Source organism: Cupriavidus consociatus (assembly GCF_017814975.1).
GTDB lineage: Bacteria > Pseudomonadota > Gammaproteobacteria > Burkholderiales > Burkholderiaceae > Cupriavidus > Cupriavidus consociatus.
Map to the genome: position 1 here is coordinate 173,461 of NZ_JAGIQA010000014.1, position 24,509 is coordinate 197,969.

Here is a 24,509-nt window from a genome sequence, read left to right on the forward strand (position 1 = left end):
GCGGCAAGGCAAGTGCCGGGCGTGGCCCGGCTTGGCTGGCTATGACAAGTCTAGGCAGATTCAGCCAGGGCGCGTCAGCGGTAGCGCACGATGGAAATCTCGACGATGCGCCGCGAATCCGCCAGCGCGGCATGGCTGCCCGCGCGCTGCAATGCCACCAGCCGGCTGCGCTGGTCGCCGATCAGTGCGGCGTCGCCGCCAGCCTCGCGTACGCGGCTGGCGACCCGCTTCAGCAGGAAGCGCTCGCCGATCCACCCTTCCGCGGTTTCCACGGTGGTGTAGGCCAGCACCTCGTAGGGCCGCGGCGGCTCGCCGCGCATCCAGATGTCGACGCCGTCGACGTGTTCGCGCGCGCCGCCCTGGCCGAGCCGAAGCAGCGGCTCGCCTTCATGGCGCCGGATCGGCGCCTGGATGCAGGCGGCGAGGCTCACGCAGCACAACAGCAGCAGTGCGGGCACCGCAGCCCGCTTCGTCAGGGATGGTTTCATCTGTTTTCCTTTCCTTCGCATCGCAAACGGCGCGCAGTCTAGGCAGGAAAAGCGGCGCTGCGTCGCCACTGGCAGCCAGCGACCCGTGATTGGCAGGATCTGACGTATCTCGCGCCTATCGGCCAATCGATCTGAAAACCATAATTCCCTTCACCAGGCCCGCCCCCTACCCACCGCAGGCCGCGGCAAGCTCCTCCCCGTTACCCGTCAAGGCGGGCAATTTCCTGAAGCAGACCCACGAATATGACTGTTGCAGCCCATCTCGCGGCCGCCCTGCCGGCGCCCCGCAGTTCCGTGAAGCACCTCCCCGTCAACCTGTTCGCCGCCGTCATGGGCCTGTCCGGCCTGTCGCTGGCATGGCGCGGCGCCGTCACCCCTTTCGGTGCCAGTCCCGTCATCGGCGACGCCGTCGGCGTGCTCGCCGTACTGGCTTTCGTGGCCCTGGCCGCCGGCTATCTCGCCAAGTGGAAGCGCTATCCCGAAGCGGTCCGCGCGGAGTTCAGCCACCCCGTCGCGGGCAATTTCTTCGGCACCATCGCCATTGCCATCCTGCTGCTGTCGTCGGTGGTCGGCGCGCACCACGCGGCGCTGGGGCAGGCAATCTGGGCGGTCGGCACGGTGCTCACCGTGGCGCTGACCGTCGTCATCGCGGGCCGGCTGCTCAACAGCCGCACCGAGCCGGCCAATGTCGTGCCGGCCTGGCTGATTCCCGGCGTGGCGACGCTCGACATCGCCGTGGCCGGCGGCACCATGCCGATGGCATGGGCGCATGAGGTCAACCTGTTCGCCGCCGCCGTCGGCACGGTGATCGCGCTGGTGTTCTTCACCATGATCTTCTCGCGCCTGGTCCACCACGATCCGCTGCCCGCCGGCATGGTGCCGTCGCTGATCATCCTGATCGCGCCGTTCGAGGTCGGCTTCCTGGCCTACGTCAACGTGACCGGCCACGTCGACCTGTTTGCCGGCATGCTGTTCTACTTCGGCCTGTTCCTGTTCGTGCTGCTGGCATGGCGCGTGTTCCGCCGCCCGGTGCAGTTCGCGCCGTCGTGGTGGGCCATCAGCTTCCCGATGGCGGCGCTGTCGAACGCGGCGCTGAAGTACGCGGACCACGTGCAGGCCGGCGTGCTCCACTGGCTGGCCGGGCTGATCCTGCTGGTCCTGACGGTGGCGATCGCGGTGCTATCCGCGCGCACGCTGCACAGTCTCTTCACGCGTCGTTTGCTGGCCGTCTGATCGATGTCGTGGACCCTGTTGGCCGTGGCCGGCGTGCTCGAGATCGCCTTCGCGTTTGGCATGAAATGGTCGGCCGGCTTCAGCCGGTTCTGGCCCAGTGTCTACGCGGTGGTGACCGGGCTGTCCAGCATCATCCTGCTGACGCTGTCGCTGCGCGTGCTGCCGGTGGGAACGGCGTATGCGGTCTGGACCGGCATCGGCGCGGCCGGCACCGCGATGCTCGGCATGCTGTGGCTGGACGAACCGGCATCGCTGGCGCGCGCGGGCTGCATCGCGCTGATCCTGTGCGGCGTGGTTGGGCTGAAGCTGGTCAGCGGGCCAGCTGCCTGAAAGCGCGCCGGCAAGAAAATGGCCCGCACAATGCGGGCCATTTCGCTGCTATGCGACACAGGGGTATTAGTCCGGTACCTTCTCCAGGTCCGCCAGCCAGACCGCCGACTCCGAGTCGCTCGGTGCGCGCCAGTCGCCGCGCGGCGACAGCGAACCACCCGACCCGACCTTGGGCGCGTTCGGGATGCAGGAACGCTTGAACTGGCTGGTCCGGAAGAAGCGGTCGAGGAAGATCGCGAGGTTGCGCTTGATCTCCGGCAGCCCGTACTGGTTGCGTGCCACCTCCGGCCCGTACGGCCACACGCCGCGCTCGCGGTCGCCCCAGGCGTGCTGGGCCAGGAAGGCGATCTTGGACGGCGTGAAGCCGAAGCGCAGCGTGTAGTAGAGATTGAAGTCCTGCAGCTCGTATGGCCCGATGCTGCTTTCGGTTTTCTGCTCCGGGCCATGGTTGCTGTCGCCGGGCACCAGCTCGGGGCTGATGTCGGTGTCCAGCACCGCCAGCAGCACGTCGGCGCCGCCCGCGCCGATCTGGCCGGTCTCGGCGACCCAGCGCACCAGGTGCGAGATCAGCGTCTTGGGCACGCTGGCGTTGACGTTGTAGTGCGACATGTGGTCGCCCACGCCATAGGTGCACCAGCCCAGCGCCAGCTCGCTCAGGTCGCCGGTGCCGATCACGATCGCGCCGTGGAAATTGGCCAGCCGGAACAGGTGATTGGTGCGCTCGCCGGCCTGCACGTTCTCGAAGGTCACGTCATAGACCTTTTCGCCCGCGGCGTACGGATGCCCCAGGTCCTTCAGCATGGCCAGGCAGCTTGGGCGGATGTCGATCTCGGTGGCACTGCAGCCCACCACCTGCATCAGCTTGCGCGCCTGGTCGAGCGTGCGGTCGCTGGTGGCGAAGCCGGGCATGGTATAGGCGAGGATATTGGCGCGCGGCAGCCCCAGCCGGTCCATCGCCTTGGCGCACACCAGCAGCGCATGCGTGGAATCGAGCCCGCCCGAAACGCCGATCACCACCTTGCTGATCTTGCTGGCCGACAGCCGCTGCACCAGCGCCTGCACCTGGATGTTGTAGACCTCCATGCAGCGCTCGTCGCGCTGGCGCGGGTCGGCCGGCACGTACGGGAAGCGCGCCACATTGCGTGCCAGCGGCAGCGACTTCTCGCGCGGCAGGTCGAGCGCGAAGGTGACCACGCGGAACGCTTCGACCTCGGCCTTGTGCCGGCGCACCGAATGGCCGAAGGTGACCTGGTGCATGCGCTCGCGCGACAGGCGTTCGACATCGACGTCTGCGAACAGCAGGTGCGAGTCGCCGGAGAAACGCTCGGATTCGGCCAGCACTTCGCCGTTCTCGTAGATCAGTGCCTGCCCGTCCCAGGCCAGGTCGGTCGACGACTCGCCCTTGCCGGCCGAGGTGTACAGGTACGCCGCCAGGCAGCGCGCCGACTGCTGCGACACCAGCTGGTGCCGGTAGCCGGATTTGCCGATCACGATGTTCGATGCCGACAGGTTCACCAGCACGGTCGCGCCGGCCATCGCAGCGAAGGACGACGGCGGCACCGGCACCCACACGTCTTCGCAGATCTCGGCGTGGAAACGGAAGAACGGCAGGCCTTCGATATCGAACAGCAGCCCGGCGCCGAACGGCACGTCCTGGCCCAGCAGCCGCACGCTGTCGACCGTGGCGCAGTCGGCCGCGCTGAACTGGCGCCCTTCATAGAATTCCCAGTAGTTGGGCAGGAACGACTTGGGCACGACGCCCTGCACACGGCCAGCGGCGACCACGACGGCGCAGTTGAACAGCTGGTGCTGCACGCGCAGCGGCATGCCCACCACCATCGCCAGCGGCAGCTTGCGCGAAGCTTCGACAATGGTGCCGAGCGCGGTCTCGCACGCATCGAGCAGCGTGCGCTGGTGGAACAGGTCGTCGCAGGTATAGGCCGACAGGCCCAGCTCGGGGAACGCGGCCAGCACGGCGCCGCGCTGCGCGGCCTGCGTGGCCAGCGCCAGCGTCTCGCGCGCATTGAAGGCGGGGTCGGCCACGCGGCAGACCGGCACGCCGACGGCCACGCGGGCAAAGCCATGGGAATAGAGGTTGAAAAACGGAGTCTTCATATCGGGCCCTGGGGTATGGCAGGCATGGGGCGGGTCATCCGCGCCTGAACCTGGGGGTGACGCATATCCGCCATTCTACGTCGCTACCCGGGGCCGCGCCGCCGCCGCCGTGCCGCAGCGCCGCCACGCCATTTCCGGTAGACTCGAGCCGCCATGCGCCCGCCCTGGGCGCGCTCCCGTTCCCATCCCTTCAGCGACAGCCCATGCAGTCGGATTCCGGCGATACGGCGGCCACAGGCAGCCGCGCAGACGACCAGAAAGCCAGCCAAGCGGACACTCCGGACTACCAGACGCGCATCGTCTCCGACCTGGCCGAGATCGAACCGGCCGCGTGGGACGCGCTGCTGGCGCGCCAGCCCGAACCGACACCCTTCCTGCGCCACGCCTTCCTGCATGCCTTGCATGCCAGCGGCAGCGCATGCGCGGAAACCGGCTGGCATCCGCGCTTCCTGACGTTGTGGGCCGGCGACCGGCTGGCCGCGGCGATGCCGCTCTATGCCAAGGCGCATTCGTACGGCGAGTACGTGTTCGACTGGGCCTGGGCCGATGCCTATGCGCGGCACAACATCGAGTACTACCCCAAGTGGCTGTCGGCAATCCCGTTCACGCCGGTGCGCGGCGCGCGGCTGATCGCTGAAGATCCGCAAGCACGCCGGCTGCTGCTGGAGGTGGCGCTGGCGCTGGCGGCGGAAAGCGGCATGTCGTCGCTGCATGTCCTGTTCCCCGACGAGGCCGAAGCCGGGCTGATGCAGCAGGCCGGCATGCTGATGCGGCATGGCGTGCAGTTCCACTGGACCAATGGCGGCGAAGGCGGCAGCAAACCGTACGCCGATTTCGACGACTTCCTCGCCACCCTGTCACAGAAGAAGCGCAAGAACATCCGCGCCGAACGGCGCCAGGTGGCGCAGGCGGGCATCACCTTCCGCCACCTGCGCGGCCAGGAGATCGATGAAGAGGCCTGGCGTTTCTTCAACCGCTGCTACCGCCAGACCTATCGCGAGCACCATTCCACGCCCTACCTGAACCTGGACTTCTTCCGGCGGATCGGCGCGGCGATGCCGCAGCACCTGCTGCTGGTAGTGGCCGAGCGCGCGGGCCAGCCGATCGCCTCATCGCTGCTGGTCTACGACGATGCGCCGCAGGTCAGCACGCTATATGGCCGCTACTGGGGCGCGCTGGAATACCACCCCTGCCTGCACTTCGAGACCGCGTACTACCAGCCGCTGGAGTTCTGCATCGCCCACGGCATCCGTACCTTCGAAGGCGGCGCGCAGGGCGAACACAAGATGGCACGCGGCTTCCTGCCGGTGGCGACACGCTCGGCGCACTGGCTGGCGCATCCCGACTTTGCCGATGCCGTGGAGCGTTTCCTCGCGCGCGAGCGCCACGGTATCGACGCATACCTCGACGAACTGGGCGAACGCAATCCCTTCGCCCGTTCCTGAGCCGCCGCGGCGCTCAGCGCCACATGCGCCGCAGCGTGTTGTCGCCCAGCATGTAGTGGTGGAACAGCGAAGCCATCGCATGCAGCCCGATGACCAGGTAGAACGCGGTGCCCAGCGTTTCGTGGATGGCCTTGACCGTGTCCTTCAGCGCGGGGTCCGCCGCCACCAGCGCGGGCACTTCGATCCCCAGCGACGGCAGCGCCAGCAGATGTCCGCCGGCATTCATCGCCAGCAACCCCAGCAGCGGCTGCGCCAGGATAAACAGGTACAGCACCCAGTGCATGGCCTCTCCCGCCAGATGCACCCAGCGCGGGCCGGGTTCCGGCGCCGGTGCGCCGCGCACCAGCCGCCACAGCAGCCGCGGCACTGCCAGCACGAGCACCAGCGCGCCGGCCCATTCATGGATGTCCATGGCCAGCACGCGCGCCGGCGTGCCCTTGTCGAAAATGCCCTTCATTTCGATGGCCGCATATGCCAGCGCCACCAGCACGAACACCGCCCAATGGAAGCTCACCGCAAGCCGGTCATGGCGGCGCGATGGCGACAACACCTCCGGCAGTCCCTGCATCGGCTTGATGCCCGGTGTGGTGCGGTTCATGGTGGGATTCTCCTTCTTGTTCGACACAGGACCAGCGTAGCGCAAGCCGCGCGGACAGGTCCTAACCGCCATCAAGCGGCGGGCAACAAAAAACCCCGCCGCGGCGGGGTTTCTTCAGCGACGGTTCAGCTTACTTCTTGTAGTTGGCCACGCCGTCGGTGATTTCCTTGTGGGCTTCCTCGATGCCGGCCCAGCCTTCGACCTTGACCCACTTGCCGGCTTCCAGTGCCTTGTAGTGCTCAAAGAAGTGCTTGATCTGGTCCAGCTGGTTCTGCGGCACGTCCGACAGGCCCTTCATGTAGGCGGTAGCCGGCGACAGCTTGTCCACCGGCACGGCGACCAGCTTGGCATCCACGCCCGACTCGTCGGTCATCTTCAGCATGCCGAGTGCACGGCAGCGCACCACGGCGCCAGCCAGGATCGGGAACGGGGACAGCACCAGCACGTCCACCGGGTCGCCGTCGCCCGACAGCGTCTGCGGGATGTAGCCGTAGTTGGCCGGATAGCGCATGCCGGTGCCGATGAAGCGGTCAACGAACAGCAGGCCGGTTTCCTTGTCGGCTTCGTACTTCACCGGATCGCTCTGGGCCGAGATCTCGATGATGACGTTGAAATCGTTGGGAATGTCCTTGCCCGGGGTGACGAGGTTGAAGCTCATGCGGTTCTCCAGATGCCTGCGCTGTGTTGTCGGATGGCGGGCATTATAACGGCTCGCGCCTGACCGGTTGCTGACAGCCGTCGCGCCAAACCCGCTGCAACGCGTTGCAGCCAGGCCAGCGTGCGCGATAATGGCGCATTCTTCAGCCGACACTGAATAGCCGCAGCCGCCGTGCTGCCCCGGAGCCACTCATGCATGCCCAGCACTTTGTCGCCAACCGCCTGATCGCGCCGGACAACGGCCTGCGCATCAAGGTATTCGACCCGTCCAACGGCGAGCCTTTCGCCGAGATCGCCCGCGGCAACGCCACCGACATCAACGTCGCGGTCCACGCCGCCCGCCAGGCCGCCGACGGCGCCTGGGGCCAGATGGCCCCGGCCGAGCGCGTGCGCCTGCTCAACCGTGTTGCCGTGGCGCTGATCGCCCACGAAGAGGAACTGGCCGCGCTGGAAGCGCGCGATACCGGCAAGCCGCTGCGCCAGGCCCGCGCCGACGCCCGCGCGGTGGCGCGCTACTTCGAGTTCTACGCCGGCGCGGTCGACAAGCTGCACGGCCAGACCATTCCCTACAACCCCGGCTACACCGTGCTGACGGTGCGCGAGCCGCACGGCGTGACCGGGCACATCATCCCGTGGAACTACCCGCTGCAGATCTTCGGGCGCAGCGTGGGCGCGGCGCTGGCGGCGGGCAATGCCTGCGTGGTCAAGCCGGCCGAGGACGCCTGCCTGTCGCTGCTGCGCGTGGCCGAGATCGCCGCCGAGGCCGGCCTGCCCGAAGGCGCGCTCAATATCATCACCGGCTACGGCCACGAGGCCGGCGCCGCGCTGGCGCGCCATCCCGGCATCAACCACATCTCGTTCACTGGTTCGCCGCAGACGGGCAAGCTGGTGTCGCAGCTGGCCGCCGAGAACCATGTTCCGGTCACGCTGGAACTGGGGGGCAAGTCGCCGCAGATCGTGTTTGCCGATGCCGACATCGACGCGCTGGTGCCGGTGGTGGTCAATGGCATCGTGCAGAACGCCGGCCAGACCTGCTCGGCCGGCAGCCGCCTGCTGGTGGAGCGGCCGGTCTACAACGCGCTGCTCGACCGGATTGCCTCGGTGTTCGAGTCGCTGCGGGTGGGTCCGTCCGAGCTCGACCTGGAATGCGGCCCGCTGATCAGCCGCAAGCAGCAGCAACGCGTATGGGATTTCGTCTCCGACGCGCAGCACGCCGGCGTGGCGGTGATGGCGCAGGGGCAGATCGTGGCCGAGGCGCCCGAGGCCGGCTACTACCAGGTGCCGATGCTGTTCCGCGATGTCCCGCCCGCGCACCGGCTGGCGCAGGAAGAAGTGTTCGGCCCGCTGCTGGCGGCCATGCCCTTCGACACCGAGGCCGAAGCCGTCGCGCTGGCCAACGGCACGCCCTACGGCCTGGTTGCCGGCGTCTGGACCCGCGACGGCGGGCGCCAGCTGCGCCTGGCGCACAAGCTGCGCGCGGGCCAGGTCTTCATCAACAACTACGGTGCCGGCGGCGGCGTGGAACTGCCCTTCGGCGGCACCGGCCAGTCCGGCTACGGCCGCGAGAAGGGCTTCGAGGCCCTGTACGGATTCACCACACTGAAAACCATCGCCATCCAACATGGGTAACATCAATTTCCTTTCCGTCGCGTTTGCCATCTTCTTTTTCTGGATGGCGTGGCACGTGCGGAACAAGCGCGCCACCAATCCCTCCGGCATGCCGCGGCTGCAGGTGTTCAAGCGCAAGTGGGGCGATGTGGTGGGGGACCGCGTGCACTGGTGCCTGTATGTGGCGCTGCCGTTTTTGCTGGCGGTGATGATGGTGGCCAATGCGTTGCGCGGGCGGGGACCGTTCTCGCATTGAGCGAAGGCCTCCCGCGCGGGCTGACTGACGAGGCCTGAACAGATCTGCCACCCGTCGTGGACGCACCCCTCTCCCGCAAGCGGGAGAGGGGTGCAAACCAGCAGATAGTCAAATGCCATAGCAATAACCACAACCCAAGGAGACAACCAATGAGACTGGCCAACAAGGTAGCGATCGTCACCGGCGGCGGTTCCGGCTTTGGCGAAGGCATTGCCCACACCTTCGCGCGCGAGGGCGCCAGCGTGCTGGTGGTCGACCTGCGCGAAGACGCCGCCGAGCGCGTGGCCGCGGCGATCCGCGAGGCCGGCGGCCAGGCGCGCGCGGTGCGCGCCGACGTCTCGCGCGGCGACGATACCGAGGCCATGCGCGAGGCCGCGCTGGCCGCCTTCGGCGACGTGCATATCGTCGTCAACAACGCCGGCACCACCCATCGCAACAAGCCCATCCTCGACATCACCGAGGATGAGTTCGACCGCGTCTACGCGGTCAACGTCAAGAGCATCTACTGGTCGGGGCGCGCCTTCATTCCGCACTTCCGCCAGCGCGGTGGTGGCGTGTTCGTCAATATCGCCTCCACTGCCGGCATCCGCCCGCGCCCCGGGCTGGTCTGGTACAACGGCAGCAAGGGCGCTGTCATCACCGCCAGCAAGGCCATGGCGGCGGAGCTGGGCCAGGACAATATCCGCGTCAACTGCGTCAACCCTGTGATCGGCGCCACCGCGCTGCTGGAAGAGTTCATGGGCATGCCCGACACGCCCGAGAACCGCGCGAAGTTCCTCGCCACCATCCCGATGGGACGCATGTCGACGCCGCAGGACGTGGCCAACGCCTGCCTGTACCTGGCCTCCGACGAAGCCGCCTTCATCACCGGCACCTGCATCGAGGTCGACGGCGGGCGCTGTGTCTGAGCCCGCGGAATTTTCCTTGTCGTAACGCCGCTGTACCGCGTCGCAAGAACGCAAACATCCTCAGGAGACAGCATGACAACGACCGCAGTGAACTCCGGCGTCGGCGACGCCGCCTTTGAAGACGCCACCTACCGCAAGGTGAGCTGGCGCCTGGTGCCCTTCCTGCTGCTGTGCTACGTGGTGGCCTACCTGGACCGCGTCAACGTCGGCTTCGCCAAGCTGCAGATGCTCAACGACCTGCAGTTCAGCGAAACCGTCTACGGGCTGGGCGCCGGCATCTTCTTCATCGGCTACTTCCTCTTCGAGGTGCCAAGCAACGTGATCCTGCACAAGGTGGGCGCGCGCATCTGGATCGCGCGCATCATGATCACCTGGGGCGCGATCTCGGCTGCGATGATGTTCGTCACCACGCCGACCATGTTCTACGTGCTGCGCTTCCTGCTGGGCATTGCCGAGGCCGGCTTCTTTCCCGGCATCATCCTGTACCTGACTTACTGGTACCCGGCCAACCGGCGCGGACGCACCACCACCTTCTTCATGACCGCGATCGCGCTGTCGGGCGTGATCGGCGGGCCGCTGTCGGGGTGGATCATGCAGTCGTTCGACGGCCACAACGGCTGGTCGGGCTGGCAGTGGATGTTCCTGCTGGAAGGCGTGCCATCAATCCTGGTGGGGCTGTGGGTGCTGGCCTACCTGGATGACCGCATCGCGCACGCCAAGTGGCTCACGGCCGAGGAAAAGGCACTGCTCGAGCGCAATATCGCCGCCGAAGACGCGCACAAGGAAGACCCGCCGATCCGCACCGTGATGTTCAGCCCGCGCGTCTGGCTGATGAGCGCGATCTACTTCTGCTTTGTGATGGGCCTGTACGGCGTCAGCTTCTGGCTGCCGACCATCATCAAGCAGACCGGCGTGAAGAGCGCGCTCGACATCGGCTTGCTGACCGCGATCCCGTATGGCTGCGCGGTGATCGGCATGGTGCTGGTGGCGTACAGCGCCGACCGCAGCGGCGAACGGCGCTGGCATATCGCGATCCCGGCGCTGCTCGGCTCCTTCGGCCTGCTGCTGTCGGTGCATTGGGCCACCGATACCACGCTGGCCATGTTCGCGCTGACGCTGGCCACCATCGGCATCCTGACCACGCTGCCGCTGTTCTGGAGCCTGCCCACGTCGTTCCTGGCCGGCACTGGCGCCGCAGCGGGCATTGCGCTGATCAACTCGCTGGGCAACCTCGCCGGCTTTCTCAGCCCGTATGCGGTGGGCTGGCTCAAGGATCTGACCAGGAGCACGGACTCCGGCATGTACCTGCTGGCCGCGTGCCTGGTGGTGGGCGCGGCGCTGACGCTGTCGGTCCCGGCCAGGCTGGTGGGTCGCAGGTAGGCAGACGCTTCGCTCGAGGCCAGGCAACGGCGCTTTCCGGCAAGGGAAGCGCCGTTTTGGTTTGGGATTCCGGTAAGTGTCTGGCGCGCCGCCCGGGTGCCCATGACGCGCGGTCCGCTGACGCGGATGTAGGACCAAGCCCGGCAGTGTGGCCGCGGCCGGCGCCCTAGCATGGAAAGGAAGACACCCGGAGTGATCCACACGGGGTCCTCCGGGCATGTGAATCCTGAAGCTCGCCAAGGAGGCCACGATGCCGCACCTGCCCCCGTTTGCCCCAACCCAGTCATTGAAGCGCGTCGAAGAGCGGCTCGCACGCCGCACTCGCGTCAAGCGCCTGGTGATCGCGCTCAGTGCCGGCGTGGTCGCGCTGCTGGCGCTTGTGCCGGCTGCCAGCCATGCCCAGGCGCCCGTGGTCGAAGCCACGCCGAGACCTGCGCCCGCCATGCCGGCATCGACACCGGCTGCCACTGCCCCGACAGCTCCTGCAGCGACTGCCCCGGCAGCGACCGCCCCGGCTCCGGCCGGCGCCATCGCGCCAACCCCGGGCGTGAGCGCGCCCGCAACGCAGCCGCCCACCACCATGCCGCCGCCAGTGGCCCAGCCGGCGCCGCCGGCACCCGCACCGGGCACTGCGGCGCCGCCGCCAACGGCATCGCCCACCCCGCCACCGGGCGGTGCCTCACCTGCCGTGCCCGCCGCGCCGGCTACCGCGGCCCAGCCGCGGCCACCGCTGACCACGCCGCCGCCTCCGCCGCCACGTGACGCCATGGTGCAGCGTACCGCGGGGCCGGTGACCTATATCTGCGGCGGCGTCGCCGAGGACGAGCAGGTCGCGCTGCAACGGCTGGCACGCAACTTCAACATGAGCCTGCTGTTTACCCAGGGCGAGCGCGGCGAGTACCTGTCGGATGTCGACGTCAAGCTGATGCGCGGCAACAAGGAAGTGGCGAGCTTTGTCGCCGACGGGCCGCGCTGCCTGCTGAAGGCGCCGAGCGGCACCTATAACGTGCGGGCGACTTACCAGGGCCGGACCAAGACGGCCACGGTGAGCACCGGCGGGCGCAACAGCCAGATGCGCTGGTAAGTCAAGGATGGGAGCGCCGCAACGCGGCGTTGCCGGAGGAGAGGAAGAGCGCGGCGTCTCGCGATGCCGCGTTCTTTTTCTCTTGGCCGAATGCCTCACGTCAACTGACGATGGTCTCCCTCTCCCGCGTGCGGGAGAGGGTTGGGGTGAGGGCCGGAGCGTCGACGAAGTGAAGCGGTTCGGTATGTCTGCGCCTGCCCTCACCCCCTGCCCCTCTCCCGCTGGCGGGAGAGGGGAGCAAACCGATAGCGTTTGAAACGCTCAGGCCGCCGGCCCCTCGCCCAGCATCTGCGCCACCGATGCCGCCGTCCCCGCCGCGCGCTCGCCCAGCAGGCGCTGCAGCGTGGCGAGCAGGTGGTCCTCGTTGTACGGCTTGCCGAGGTAGACGTTGACGCCGATCTCCTCCGCGTAGCGGCGATGCTTGTCCGCCGTGCGCGAGGTGATCATGACCAGCGGCATGTGCGTCGTGCGCGAGTCGGAACGCACGTTGCGGGTCAGGTCGAAGCCGTCCATGTTCGGCATCTCGATATCCACCAGCATCGCATCCGGCATCACGTCCTGCAGCTGCTTGAGCGCATCCACGCCGTCGCGCGCCAGCACCACCTGGTAGCCGGCGCGGGTAAGCAGGCGCTGGGTCGCCTTGCGCACGGTCAGCGAATCGTCGACCACCATCACCGTGGGCTGCAGCGCCAGGCCGCCCACCGGCGCGGCGCTGCCGTCGCCGGCCAGTTCGGCAACCGCGCCCAGCGGCTCGGCCACCGGCTGCGCCAGTTCCGGCGCGGACTGCGCCGGCACCCTCTGCTGCGGCGCGGGCTGGCCGCGCTCGCGCAGCAGCCGCTGGGCCAGCACCACCGGGTTGTAGATCAGCACGATCTCGCCGTCCCCGAGCGTGGTCGCGCCGGCAATGCCTTCCAGCCGCGCCAGCTGCGGCCCGATGTGCTTGACCACCACTTCGCGGTTGCCGACCACCTCGTCCACGTGCACGGCGACACGTTCGGCGCCGCTGCGCACCAGCACCACCGGCGAGTACTTGCGGCCAGCCGCCACGGCGTTGCCCTCTTCCAGCAGCGCGCCGAAGTAGAAGAACGGCACTTCGGCGCCGGCCACCGCGAAGCGTCCCTGGTTGTAGGCCTCCACCAGCGCCGGCGCGCGCAGCTGCTGCACCTGGTCGATCATGCCGCTGGGCACCGCATAGCGCCGCGCGCCCAGCGAGAATACCAGCACCTGCGTGATGGCCGTGGTCAGCGGCAGGTGCACGGTAAAGGTGGTGCCCTGCCCGGCCTTCGAGGCCAGCGTGATACGGCCGCCCAGCGCCACGGTCTCGGCGCGCACCACGTCCATGCCGACGCCGCGCCCGGCCAGTTCGGAGACCTCGTCGGCCGTGGAGAAGCCCGGGGCAAAGATCATCTCGGTCAGGCGCGCCTCGCCGGCGTCGTCGTCCGGCGCGAGCAGGCGGCGCTCGACCGCGCGCGCGCGGATGCGCGCCAGGTCCAGTCCGTTGCCGTCGTCGACGAAGTGCAGCACCACTTCATTGCCTTCCTGCTGCACTTCCAGCGTCAGCGCGCCGGTGGCGGGCTTGCCGGCGGCGCGGCGTTGCGGCGCGGGCTCGATCCCATGCACCACCGCATTGCGGATCAGGTGTTCGATCGGGCCGGCCATGCGGTCCAGCACGGAACGGTCGATCTCCACCGTGCCGCCCTTGATCAGCAGCCGCACCTCCTTGCCGGTCTCGGTGGCGGCCTGGCGCGCCACGCGGTAGAGGCGCTCGGCCAGCGCGTCGAACTGCACCATGCGCGCCTGCATCAGGCTGCGCTGCAGCCCGCGCGTCAGGCGCGCCTGCGCGGCCAGGTCGCCGGCGGCGCGGTCGAAGCCGCGCTGCAGGTTCTGTTCGACGGTGGCCACGTCGTTGACCGATTCGGCCATCATCCGCGTCAGTTCCTGGAAGCGGGTAAAGCGGTCGAACTCGAGCGGGTCGAACTCCTGTTTGTGCTGCGCGTCGGCGATGCGCGACGCCATCTGCGATTCGGCCTGGATCTCGATCTCGCGCAACTGGCCGCGCAGGCGCGCCACGTTGTCATTGAGTTCGCCCAGGTAGGTGCGCATCGCGTCGAGTTCGCTGTCGAGCCGCGCGCGCGTCGCGCCGACTTCGCCGGCCTCGTTGATCAACGTGTCGAGCGCCCGCGCCTGCACGCGCACCAGCGCACGCTGCGGCTCGGCGACCGGTGTGAGCGCAGTGGAGGCGGCGGATGGAATGGGCGGCATCGGCACCATCACATCAGCTGGCCCTGGCATGACGGGCAGCATGGGAACCGCCACGGTGGCGGCAGCAGGATCCGGGGCCGCTTCAGGCCGCGCTTCGGCAGCGGGTTCAACCTCGTCCTGCGGCAACCCGCCCAGGCCGTTGACCACATCGGGGTCGTCGGCGGGCAGCAGGCGTCCGGCCTGCAGCGCCTCGGTGTGCGCGAGGATGCGGTCGTACCAGGCGTAGAGGCGCCCGAACAGCTGCGGGGCGGCTCCTGGCGTGCCCTGCCCGGCCTGAGCGCGCAGGCTCGCATCGAGCAGTGTCTCCATCTCGTGCGCAGCCTGGCCCAGCGCCATCGCGCCCGCCATGCGCGCACTGCCCTTGAGCGTATGCAACGCGCGCAGCACCAGCCCGCCGTGGCGCATGTCCTCGGGCGCCGCTTCCCAGGTACGCACCAGCTTGCCGAGTTCGGGCAGCGTGCCCTGGGCTTCCTCGAGGAAGATCTGGACCAGCGCGGGGTCAGGCGCGGAGCCGGCCGCAGCGTCGGCGGCCTCCATCGCGGCCAGCGGCCGGTGCGAAGTCGGCAGCGTAATCACGACGGCATCGTGCTGCGCAGGCGGCGCGGGCCGGGCCGGCGCTGGCGCGGACGCTAGCGCGGGCACCCATGGCGCTTCGTTGGGCGCTTCGCTGGGCACTTCGTTTGGCGCTTCGTTGCGCGCTTCGTTGTCCTCGTGCAGCGGCTGGCCATAAAGCCGCGCCATCCCGTCCACCGGCGCGGGCGGCGCCGGAACGGCCACGCGCGGACGCAGCAAGGCGCGTTCGCCGAATTCCACCAGGCTGCGCCGCAGGCCGGTATCGGCCTGCGGCCAGACGCCGGCGGCAAACTGGTGCAGCATGCCGCGCAGCCGCTCCGCCGCCTGCTCCAGCAGGCGGAAGTCGCCCGGATGCATCGCCACCGGGTGCGAGCCCAGCTGCAGCAGCAGTCCTTCCAGCGCTTCGGCGATCTCGCGCACCGGCTCCAGCCCCACGGTCGAGGCGCTGCCCTGCAGCGTGTGCGCCAAGCGCAGCGCCAGCTCGCTCGGGCACGGATGGCCCTCGTGGCGCCATTCGGAGACATCGGTGGCGAACTGGCGCAGCAGGTCATCGGCCTCCTGCAGGTAGACGTTGTAGAGCGCCAGGCCAATGCGCACCGGGCCGATGACCTTGTAGTTGTCCTCGTCGCCGGACAGGCCGCCGGCGAGGCGGAACGGGATGACGTTGCCGTCGTCGGCGAGCGGATCCTGCGGTGTCGCCGCGCCCGGCTGGCTGTCGTGCGCGGACGCAGCTTGCGGATCCGCCTCGGGGATGGGGCGTTCGGCCGGCACCGACTCTTCGGCCTTCGCCAGGCTGCCGTCGCGCACCGCCTCGGCGGTCGCCACCAGCGGCGCGATGTCGTGCGCCGCGGCGGCATCGCGGTGCAGCTGTGCCACCCACGCCGAGAGCTCGGCGTGCGCGCGGCGCAGCAGCGACAGCAGCGCCGGCACCGGCGCGCGCGCCTCGGCGATCCACAGGTTCATCACCTGCTCCACCGCCCAGGCGGCTTCGCCGTAGCGATGCAGCCCGACCATGCGGCTCGAGCCCTTGAGCGTATGGAAGGCGCGCCGCACGCGGCTGAGCATATCGGCATCGCGCAACGCATCGACGCCCGCGTTGAGGTCGGCGGCAATACCGCCCAGCACTTCGTCGGCTTCGTTCAGGAAGATGTCGAGCAGTTCGGCATCCACTGCCGCGCTGTCGCCGGCCGCGGGCAGGACCGGCGCCGTGGCGGCGGCAGGCAGCGGCGCAGGTTCGGGTTCGCCCGCGGCATCGGCCAGCGCCAGCATCAGGCGGCCGGCGGCATCATCGCTGCCGGCCAGCCAGGCATTGCATTGCGTGGTGGCATCGGCTGCGCGGCGGCGCAGCGGCGCGTTGTCGTCGATCGCGGCCTGGTCCGCCAGCGCCTGCAGCGCGGCGCGCAGGCGCTGCACTTGCGGCGCGTCGGGCATGGGGCCGGCCTGCAGCGCTTCCGCCGCGGCGTCGCGGGCGGCAGCGAGCGGATGCTGGAAAGCGCGTCCGTCGTCCGCAGCTGCCGCTTCGGCGGGGATGTCGTGGCGGCGGGCGCGGCCGAATTCGAGCGCATCGGCAAAGGCATGGACGGTGCCCAGCTCCGCCGCCACGGCGGCGAGCAGTTCGGTGCGCGTGGCGGGGTCGGATGCATGGAAGGCATCGCCGACCGCGGCCAGCCGCGCGTTGACGTCCTGCACCGCGGCGGTGGCCCTGCCCGCGTCGCCGGCCAGCACGGGCGGCAGCGCCGGCGACGCTTGCAGCCGCTCCAGCGTGCTGCCCAGCGCGGCGAACGCCTGGCGCGCATCGCGCAGGTGGCCGGCGCCATCGGCACGCGCGGCGTTGCGGTCATAGCTGTCCAGCCACGACTCGCCACTGTCCAGTTGCGCGCGCAGCTGCGCCACGGCCTCGCCGCGCAGCGCCTGCGCGCGCGCATCGTCGACCATGCTGGCCAGCCACGCCGGTGCGCCCACGCCGGGATCCGATAGCGACTGGTGCAGGCAGTCGGCCAGTGCCTCGCACTGCGCGGCAAAGCGCGCCGCGGCGGGATGGGCGGATTGTCCGTGCACGCGCCACGGCAAGGCCAGCGCACGCGCCAGGAACAGCGCGATGCCGGTGGCGCCCAGCGCTCCGGCCCGGCTGACTTCCCAGCCGGGCCCCGCGGCCGCCATCGCCGACATCGCCGATATCGCCGCCTGCGACAGGCAGCGCTGCAGCGGCGGCTGTCCCAGCGGCTGTGCGGCTTCGGCAAGCGCCGCCAGCGCGGTTTCCCAGCCGGCCTGATCGCCGGCCGCGGCCTGCTCCAGCCCCGCGGCGGCCTGCTGCAGGTTGCGCGTATCGATCGGGTCGAGCCAGCCGTAATAGCGCAGCCGGAAGTCGGCGTCGGCCACCGCGTGCGCGGCGTCGAGACGGAAGGCCGCCAGCGTACGGGCGATGTCATTGCGCACGGCAGCGGCGCCATCGGCCTGGGCCGCGTCGCCGGCTACCGTTTTCGCCAGCCCCGTGCACACCAGCAGGAACACGGCATCATTCAGCAGCGCCTGCGGCACGCGCACATGCCCTTGCTGGTACTGGCGCAGCAGCAGGTTGGCACGCCCGGCAAAGCGCTTGGCCAGCAGGTCGGACGGCAGCAGTCCATGCCCGAGCGCGCGGAACACCAGCCCCAGCACATGCCAGACGTCACGGTCCGGGTGGTCGGCGGCGCGGCGCGGCTCCTGCTCGTTGGCGCGCACTTCGTCCAGCGCCGCATGCAGCGGCAGCCAGGCCTCGCGCAGCAGGGCAGCGTCCTGGCACGCGGCGGGCAGGCGCATGGCCTTCAGCAACGTGGCCTCGAACTGCTGGCGCGCGCGCGTGATGGCGGCGGGGCTGCGCGCCGGCAGCAGCATGCCGGGCAACATCTGCAGCTCGTCGAGCCACAGGTCGGCGGGATGCACGCGCTCCTCGCGCAGTTGCGCCAGCACGCCGGCGTAGGGCTGGAACAGCCGCAGCGGGGCCTCGTCGTCGCCGGCCATCAGGTCGTCGACATATTCGGCCAGTGCCTGCACGCCGGCGCGGAACACCGCCAGCGCCTGCGCATCGGCGGCGAGCTGGCCGGCATCGATGGCCTCGAGCAGCCGGCGCAGCGCCTGGCAGTATGGATCGGTGCCGCGCAGCCCGACGATATGCACCGCGCCGGCGGCCTGGTGCAGGTGCTGGCCGGCAAGCCGCAGCGAAGTGGTATCACGCGCGCCCAGTGCCTCGGGCGCCTGGCGGATCTCATCGACGTAGTGGCCCAGCTCCGCGGCCGCGTCTTCGAGCGCGCCGCGCAGGCTCGGCGCGAGCCACGCCAGCCCGGACAGGTCGCGCGCCGCGCCGCCGGCGTCGGCCGGCACGGCAGTAGTGGCCGATGCGGGCAGCGGCGCCGCTTCCGGTTCGGGCATGGCGGGCGCCGGCAGCGATGCGTTGGCATCGGCCGCGTCGCTCGGGATGGGGAAATTCATGGGCATGACGGCTTCCAGTGCGGCGCCGCCAGGGCGGCCGCGGGCGGCCCGCCGCGGCGGCAGGCAGGCGCTGGGTTGGCTTGTTGGCAGGCGCAGCGGTGGCGGCGGTGGCGGTGGCGGTGGCGGCAGTTACCGCGCTGCGCGGAAGCGGTCGCAGGCGTCATCCGGCCACTCAGACGATCTTGAAGCGCGACACCGAGTTGCGCAGTTCCTCGGACAGCAGCGTCAGCTGGCGCACGGATTGCGCGGTCTGGCGCGTGCCGCTGGTGGTCTGCTCGGTCACCTGCAGGATGCGTTCGATATGGCGCGCCACGGTGGTGGCAAGATCGGCCTCGTGCGAGGTGGACTGCGAGATCTGCTCGATCAGCTCCGCCAGCTGGCGCGACACCCGGCCGATCTCGACCAGCGCCGCGCCGGCGTTGTCGGACAGGCGCGCGCCCTCGACCACGCCCTGCGTGCTGCGCTCCATGGCGTGCACGGCGTCCTGGGTATCGGTCTGGATGGTACGGATCAGCGCGCCGATCTGCTTGGTGGCCTCGCCCGATCGTTCGGCCAGCCGCTGCACTTCCTCGGCCACCACCGAGAAGCCGCGCCCGGCTTCGCCGGCCGACGCGGCCTGGATGGCGGCGTTCAGCGCCAGCACGTTGGTCTGCTCGGTAATGTCGGAAATCAGCTCGACGATTTCACCGATCTCCTGCGACGATTCGCCCAGGCGCTTGATCCGCTTGGAGGTTTCCTGGATCTGCTCGCGGATGTCGTTCATGCCGGTGATGGCGTTCTGCACCGCCTGCTGGCCCTGTTCGGCCGCGGTCAGCGAGGCGCGCGCCACATTGGCCGATTCGGCCGCGCCGCGCGACACCTGCGTGATGCGGTCGGCCATCTCCACCACCGACTCGCCGGTCTGGCGGATCTGGCGCGACTGCTCCTCGGTGGTCGACAGCAGCTGGGTCGAGGTGGCCTGCACCTGCCCCGATGCCTGCGTCACCTCGCCGGCGGTCTGCTGCACCCGGCCGACCAGCTCGCGCAGCTCTTCCACGGTGTAGTTGACCGAGTCGGCGATGGCGCCGGTGATGTCCTCGGTCACCGTGGCCTGGCGCGTCAGGTCGCCGTCGGCGATGTCCTGCAGCTCGTTCATGAGCTGCAAAATGGCCTTCTGGGTGTTGTCGTTATTGCGCTTTTCATCGAGGCGGCGCGCTTCGGCCTCGCGTTCGCGCGCCTCGGCTTCGAGCGCGCGCATGCGCGAATCGCGCAGGTACAGCGCGGCCAGGCCGACCAGGCACAGCAGCGTCAGCAGCGCCGACACCACGGTCGCGCCCAGCGTCACCGGGCGCAGGCGCGCCGACTCGGCATAGGCGCGCTGCAAGGCCGACAGCTCGCCGCGCAGCGCCTCGTTGTCGTTGAAGATCTGCTGCTGCGCGCGCTTGGCGGCGATCAGGCCGGGCAGGTTCTGCAGGATGGTCTGGGTGGTCTTCTGCACCGCGTCGAAACGCTGCGACAGCTGCTTCAGGTAGCCGCGCGTTTCTTCGTCGGTGGCGGCGGAGAGGCGCAGCGCTTCGCTGCCGTTCATCAGCCCGTCGAGCGTCTCGCGGAAGGTATTGGTGTCCTTGCCGAGCAGGAACGCGGTCTCGGGATTGACGCCTTCGCCGGCCAGGAACTCGTTCAGGTTCTTGCCCAGGCGCTGCGTCAGCATCACCAGCTGCGCGGAAGCCGCCACCTCGCGTGCATTGGCGCCGGACTGCAGCTTGATCGCGGCCACCTGCTCGGCGGCTTCCAGCAGTTCGGGGTTCGAGGCGTTGAAGACCTGCAGGGTCTGGCCGATGGTGGTCAGCACCGGCTGCTGGGCCAGCACGTCGGCCGCGCTCTTCTCGGAGCGCTTCCACGACGTCATCGCGGTCTCCAGCAGCGGTGCGGCATCGCCCGCGGTGGCGCGCACGCGCTTCTCGTCGCTGCCGTCCTGCAGCGCCTTCAGGTCCTTCGCCAGCGTCTCCTTGGACTCGCGCAGCTGCGTAAAGGCCTGCGCATTGCCCAGCAGCGCCACCGGCACCGCCTTGCCCAGGCGCTGCGAGTGCATCAGCATGTCGCCCGCAATCTCGATCTGTGCCGCGGCATTGTTGGCGATGCGGTTGTCCAGGTACACCGAGCCCAGCAGCGCCACCAGCGACACCACCACGCCCACCGTCAGCACCCGCTGCTGCGACGAGAACGGCATGCGGCCCATCCACGCCGACACGTGGTCCAGCGGCGTGGCGCCAAGCCCGGCGGGCGCGGCGGACGCGGCGGATTCCGCGGGCGCGGCTTCCCGGCCGCCGGCATAAGCCATGTCCGGTCCGCCGCCAAGGGCGGCAGCGGCATCGGCTGCCGGCGTACGCCGGCCCAGGCTGAATTTCTTGAAACCCATGGCACCCTCTTCCGTTCTATTCGTTGTTGTGCCCGGCGGCTCGTGCCGGGTGCGCCAGGCCAGGGCCAGCGCTTGTCTTCTTGCCCGCTCGCGGCTCCGGCGCTGCGCGCGCCGGCTCAGGCCGCGCTGCGGCCCACCTGCAGGAACGCCGGCGCGTCCAGCAGCGCGCGCACGTTGAGCACCTGCCAGTCGCGCCCGTCGCAGTCGGCAAAGCGCTGGCCCTCCCAGGCCGGCGCCTCATCCGGGTGCTGCGCCGCCTCCTCGTGCGGCAGGCCCAGGTCCGCGGCATGGCGCAAACCCGCCACGCGCGTGGCCAGGATCGCGCAGGCGCGCTCCACCTGGCGCGACAGCACCACCAGCTTGCTGCCAGGCTGCACCGGCGTGGGCGCACCGCCGCAGAACAGGCTGAAATCGATCACGCCCAGCAGGCTGCCGCGCGCGTTGACCAGGCCGCTGTACCACGGCTGCGTCAGCGGCACGCGGCTGGGCTGGCGCATGTCGAGCACCTCGCCGGTCTCCGCCAGCGGCAGCAGCCAGTGGCGCGCGCCGATCTGCAGCGCCAGGTAGCTGTCTGCGGCGGGCAGGCTGCGCGCCTCGCGCAGGCGCCGGGCCAGCATGGCCTGGTAGTCCTGCAGGCGGGTGTGGCGGGCGCGTAGGTCTTGGCGTGGCGCGTTCATGTGGCGGTCCCCGGTACTGGTGGTGGCATCCCGTACGGCCGGCGCTGGCGGCTCAGTGCGCCAGCGCGGCGATCTTGCCCAGCAGTTCCTCGCCGTCGACCGGCTTGACGATGTAGTCCGACGCGCCCTGGCGCATGCCCCAGATGCGGTCGGTGTCCAGGCCCTTGCTGGTGCACATGATCACGGGGATGTCCTTGAAGCGGTCGTCGCGCTTGATCGCGCGGGTGGCCTGGTAGCCGTTCTGGCCGGGCATCACCACATCCATGAGGATCAGGTCGAAGCTTTCCGATTCCAGGCGCGCGAAGGCCTGGTCGCTGTTGCCGGCGACCGAGACCTTGAAGCCGCGCTTGCCGAGCAGGTCGGACATGAACAGCGCTTCGGTCGGGGAATCGTCGACGATCAGGATCTTGTTGATGGCAGTCATGAGGTTTCCTTCGGTTCGTTCAGGCCGGCAAAGCCCTTTCCGCCGCGTCAGCGTGGACCGGCAGGCAGGCCTGCACGGCCTGCAGCAGCGCTTCGCGGGTGAACGGCTTGGCCAGATGGTCATGCGCCCCCACCAGGCGGCCGCGCGAGCGGTCGAACACGCCGTCGCGCGAGGACAGCATGATCACGGGGATGGCGTGGAAGCGCGGGCTTTTCTTGATCAGGGAACAGGTCTGGTAGCCGTCCAGCCGGGGCATCAGGATGTCGCAGAAGACCAGGTCCGGATGCAGCTCGCCGACCTTGGCCAGCGCCTCGAAGCCGTCCTCGGCCAGCATTACCTGGTATCCCGCCTGCGCCAGGAAGATCTCCGCGGTGCGGCGGATGGTGCTGGAATCGTCGATGACCAGCACCTTGCGGCGCGCGCGCGCCTGGGTGTCCGGTATTGGTGCGCCAGGCGCCGCAATGCTGACGCCGGCGGCATTGACCCGCTGGTTTTCTTCTGTTTGAGCGACCCGCATGTTGTTCCCGCGACCGGCCACGCCATGCGGCGCGCCGGCAAGCACCAGAGAACACCCGTGCGGAGCAGCGCGACCCATGCGCGCCCCGACGGACCCCGAAAATAATGCTGCTTCCCTTCAAGGCCGGGCCCAGACCCGGCAGCGGCGGTGCGTGGAACCCGCACCTGCCTGCCGTCTTCCCCTCCAACGGCGGATGGACGGCCACATAATTTGCAACAGAGTGTGACAAGACGCCGGTGGGCCGTCAATCCGGGGCGGCGGCCCCTTGTCGGCGTTCTGTCGTATCGGCGCGACGCGCTGCCAGTCTGACGGCTTTCTATGAAGCTTCGATGGCGCGCAAGCTGGCGTCGTGCCCGATCGCGGCCAGCGTCAGATGGCCACCATCTCGAAATCTTCCTTGCGCGCGCCGCACTCCGGGCAGGTCCAGTTGATGGGCACGTCTTCCCACCGGGTCCCCGGGGCGATGCCGTCTTCCGGCGCGCCTGCGGCTTCGTCGTAGATCCAGCCGCAGATCAGGCACATCCAAGTCTTGTATTCCATAACAGGCTCTGGCCACTCTCCATTAAAATCCAGCGCAGATGGTACCGAAACCGTGCCGCCCGCGCCAGCCGGCGACCGCCAGAATCGTGCCAGTTCCGCCGTGTTCGCGCATGTTAGCGCCGGATTGGCAGTCAATTGCCGTGAAATTCCACGGTTTTGCCTGCATGTCGACGAGACGCCGGCCGCGCCGCCACGTTCCCAGCAGTCCTTGATCCCACTCAACGCCATGTCCCGTAACCAGCAGCTCTTCGACCGCGCCCAGCAGACCATTCCTGGCGGCGTGAACTCCCCCGTGCGTGCCTTCCGCTCGGTGGGCGGCACGCCGCGCTTCATCACGCGCGCCGAAGGAGCCTATATGTGGGATGCCGATGGCCAGCGCTATATCGATTACATCGGCTCCTGGGGCCCGATGATCGTCGGCCACGCCCACCCCGAGGTGGTGCGCGCGGTGCAGGAGACCGCGGCCCACAGCTTCTCGTTCGGCGCCCCGACAGAGGCCGAGATCACCATGGCCGAAGAAATCTGCAAGCTGGTGCCGTCGATCGAACAGGTGCGGCTGGTGTCTTCCGGCACCGAGGCCACCATGAGCGCGCTGCGGCTGGCGCGCGGCTTTACCGGCCGCGACCTGATCATCAAGTTCGAGGGCTGCTACCACGGCCATGCCGACAGCCTGCTGGTCAAGGCCGGCTCGGGCCTGCTGACCTTTGCCGACACCACGCAGAACGCGCCCTCCTCCGCCGGCGTGCCGGCCGACGTCACGCGTCACACCATGGTGCTGGAGTACAACAACGTCGAGCAGCTGGAACAGGCCTTCGCCAGGCACGCCGGCGAGATCGCCGCGGTGATCGTCGAGCCGGTGGCCGGCAACATGAACCTGGTGCGCGCCAGCGACGCCTTCCTGAAGGCCATGCGAGAGCTGTGCAGCCGCGATGGCGCGGTGCTGATCTTCGATGAAGTGATGACCGGCTTCCGCGTGGCGCTTGGCGGCGCCCAGGCCCACTACGGCATCCGCCCGGACATGACCTGCCTGGGCAAGGTCATCGGCGGCGGCATGCCGGCGGCGGCCTTCGGCGGGCGGCGCGACATCATGGCCAAGCTGGCGCCGCTGGGTGGCGTCTACCAGGCCGGCACGCTGTCGGGCAACCCGCTGGCGGTGGCCGCCGGCCTGACCACGCTCAAGCTGATCCAGGCGCCCGGCTTCTATGACAAGCTGGCCGCGCAGACCCGCAAGCTGGCCGATGGCCTGGCCGACGCCGCGCGCGCGGCCGGCGTGCCGTTCGCCGCGGACGCCATCGGCGGCATGTTCGGCCTGTATTTCCGTGAAGGCGTGCCCGGCAGCTTTGCCGAGGTGACCAAGAGCGACACCACGCGCTTCAATCGCTTCTTCCATGCCATGCTGGACAACGGCGTCTACCTGGCGCCGTCGGCGTTCGAGGCCGGCTTTGTCTCGGCGCAGCACGACGACGCCATCCTGGAAGCCACGTTCGACGCCGCGCGCAAGGCGTTCGCGGCGGCCTGAGGCCCCGCCGGCGGGCGAGCGCCGCGCCT

19 protein-coding genes are annotated in these 24,509 nt (G+C 69.4%); 9 read left to right on the forward strand and 10 right to left on the reverse strand.

Annotation, left to right across the window (positions count from 1 at the left end):
• Window positions 1-74: 74 nt before the first annotated feature.
• Complete coding sequence (locus tag J8I82_RS20255; RefSeq protein WP_209760543.1) at window positions 75-488, reverse strand: hypothetical protein; 414 nt, start codon at window positions 486-488, stop codon at window positions 75-77.
• A gap of 243 nt (window positions 489-731) precedes the next feature.
• Here J8I82_RS20255 and J8I82_RS20260 point away from each other — a divergent pair, with 243 nt between their 5' ends.
• The gene (locus J8I82_RS20260; RefSeq protein WP_209760544.1) at window positions 732-1,721 is read left to right on the forward strand and encodes an SLAC1 anion channel family protein; all 990 of its coding nucleotides are present in this window, start codon (window positions 732-734) and stop codon (window positions 1,719-1,721) included.
• 3 nt (window positions 1,722-1,724) lie between these two features.
• A complete protein-coding gene (locus J8I82_RS20265) occupies window positions 1,725-2,051 on the forward strand; it encodes a DMT family transporter (RefSeq protein ID WP_209760545.1) in 327 nt (108 codons plus the stop codon).
• A gap of 66 nt (window positions 2,052-2,117) precedes the next feature.
• Here J8I82_RS20265 and J8I82_RS20270 read toward each other — a convergent pair whose 3' ends face one another.
• A complete protein-coding gene (locus J8I82_RS20270) occupies window positions 2,118-4,166 on the reverse strand; it encodes an NAD(+) synthase (protein ID WP_209760546.1) in 2,049 nt (682 codons plus the stop codon).
• Window positions 4,167-4,369: 203 nt separating this feature from the next.
• Here J8I82_RS20270 and J8I82_RS20275 point away from each other — a divergent pair, with 203 nt between their 5' ends.
• Window positions 4,370-5,611 carry a GNAT family N-acetyltransferase gene (locus tag J8I82_RS20275; protein ID WP_209760547.1) on the forward strand — a complete coding sequence of 414 codons (1,242 nt, stop codon included), beginning with the start codon at window positions 4,370-4,372 and terminating at the stop codon, window positions 5,609-5,611.
• A gap of 13 nt (window positions 5,612-5,624) precedes the next feature.
• On the opposite strand, the gene J8I82_RS20280 is transcribed toward J8I82_RS20275, so the two are convergent.
• On the reverse strand, window positions 5,625-6,209 hold the full coding sequence (locus tag J8I82_RS20280; protein WP_431831561.1) for a cytochrome b: 585 nt from the start codon (window positions 6,207-6,209) through the stop codon (window positions 5,625-5,627).
• Window positions 6,210-6,339: 130 nt separating this feature from the next.
• Window positions 6,340-6,867: an inorganic diphosphatase gene (ppa, locus tag J8I82_RS20285; protein WP_063237035.1), complete on the reverse strand. Its 528-nt coding sequence runs from the start codon at window positions 6,865-6,867 to the stop codon at window positions 6,340-6,342.
• A 191-nt stretch (window positions 6,868-7,058) separates the two neighbouring features.
• On the opposite strand from ppa, the gene J8I82_RS20290 reads away from it, so the two are divergent.
• The 5 genes from J8I82_RS20290 (at window position 7,059) to J8I82_RS39630 (ending at window position 12,102) form a co-directional block, all read left to right on the forward strand.
• Complete coding sequence (locus tag J8I82_RS20290) at window positions 7,059-8,495, forward strand: aldehyde dehydrogenase family protein (RefSeq protein WP_209760548.1); 1,437 nt, start codon at window positions 7,059-7,061, stop codon at window positions 8,493-8,495.
• Window positions 8,488-8,730, forward strand: coding sequence for a hypothetical protein (locus tag J8I82_RS20295; RefSeq protein WP_133093973.1), 243 nt, complete (start codon window positions 8,488-8,490; stop codon window positions 8,728-8,730). The genes J8I82_RS20290 and J8I82_RS20295 overlap by 8 nt, the downstream gene beginning before the upstream one ends.
• Window positions 8,731-8,879: 149 nt before the next feature.
• On the forward strand, window positions 8,880-9,638 hold the full coding sequence (locus tag J8I82_RS20300; protein WP_209760549.1) for an SDR family oxidoreductase: 759 nt from the start codon (window positions 8,880-8,882) through the stop codon (window positions 9,636-9,638).
• 72 nt (window positions 9,639-9,710) lie between these two features.
• Window positions 9,711-11,018 carry an MFS transporter gene (locus tag J8I82_RS20305; protein ID WP_209760550.1) on the forward strand — a complete coding sequence of 436 codons (1,308 nt, stop codon included), beginning with the start codon at window positions 9,711-9,713 and terminating at the stop codon, window positions 11,016-11,018.
• A gap of 688 nt (window positions 11,019-11,706) precedes the next feature.
• Entirely contained in the window at window positions 11,707-12,102 is a 396-nt protein-coding gene (locus J8I82_RS39630; RefSeq protein ID WP_431831564.1) for a hypothetical protein, read from the forward strand.
• Between the two features lie 261 nt (window positions 12,103-12,363).
• Here J8I82_RS39630 and J8I82_RS20315 read toward each other — a convergent pair whose 3' ends face one another.
• The 6 genes from J8I82_RS20315 to J8I82_RS20340 form a co-directional block, all read right to left on the reverse strand.
• Complete coding sequence (locus tag J8I82_RS20315; protein WP_209760552.1) at window positions 12,364-18,411, reverse strand: hybrid sensor histidine kinase/response regulator; 6,048 nt, start codon at window positions 18,409-18,411, stop codon at window positions 12,364-12,366.
• A gap of 166 nt (window positions 18,412-18,577) precedes the next feature.
• Entirely contained in the window at window positions 18,578-20,803 is a 2,226-nt protein-coding gene (locus J8I82_RS20320; RefSeq protein ID WP_209760553.1) for a methyl-accepting chemotaxis protein, read from the reverse strand.
• A 116-nt stretch (window positions 20,804-20,919) separates the two neighbouring features.
• Complete coding sequence (locus J8I82_RS20325; RefSeq protein WP_209760554.1) at window positions 20,920-21,480, reverse strand: chemotaxis protein CheW; 561 nt, start codon at window positions 21,478-21,480, stop codon at window positions 20,920-20,922.
• Window positions 21,481-21,532: 52 nt separating this feature from the next.
• Entirely contained in the window at window positions 21,533-21,904 is a 372-nt protein-coding gene (locus tag J8I82_RS20330; RefSeq protein ID WP_029045760.1) for a response regulator, read from the reverse strand.
• 19 nt (window positions 21,905-21,923) lie between these two features.
• The gene (locus J8I82_RS20335; RefSeq protein ID WP_245179923.1) at window positions 21,924-22,421 is read right to left on the reverse strand and encodes a response regulator; all 498 of its coding nucleotides are present in this window, start codon (window positions 22,419-22,421) and stop codon (window positions 21,924-21,926) included.
• 369 nt (window positions 22,422-22,790) lie between these two features.
• Entirely contained in the window at window positions 22,791-22,961 is a 171-nt protein-coding gene (locus J8I82_RS20340) for a rubredoxin (protein ID WP_010813017.1), read from the reverse strand.
• Between the two features lie 226 nt (window positions 22,962-23,187).
• On the opposite strand from J8I82_RS20340, the gene hemL reads away from it, so the two are divergent.
• The gene (gene hemL, locus J8I82_RS20345; RefSeq protein ID WP_209760555.1) at window positions 23,188-24,480 is read left to right on the forward strand and encodes a glutamate-1-semialdehyde 2,1-aminomutase; all 1,293 of its coding nucleotides are present in this window, start codon (window positions 23,188-23,190) and stop codon (window positions 24,478-24,480) included.
• Window positions 24,481-24,509: the final 29 nt, after the last annotated feature.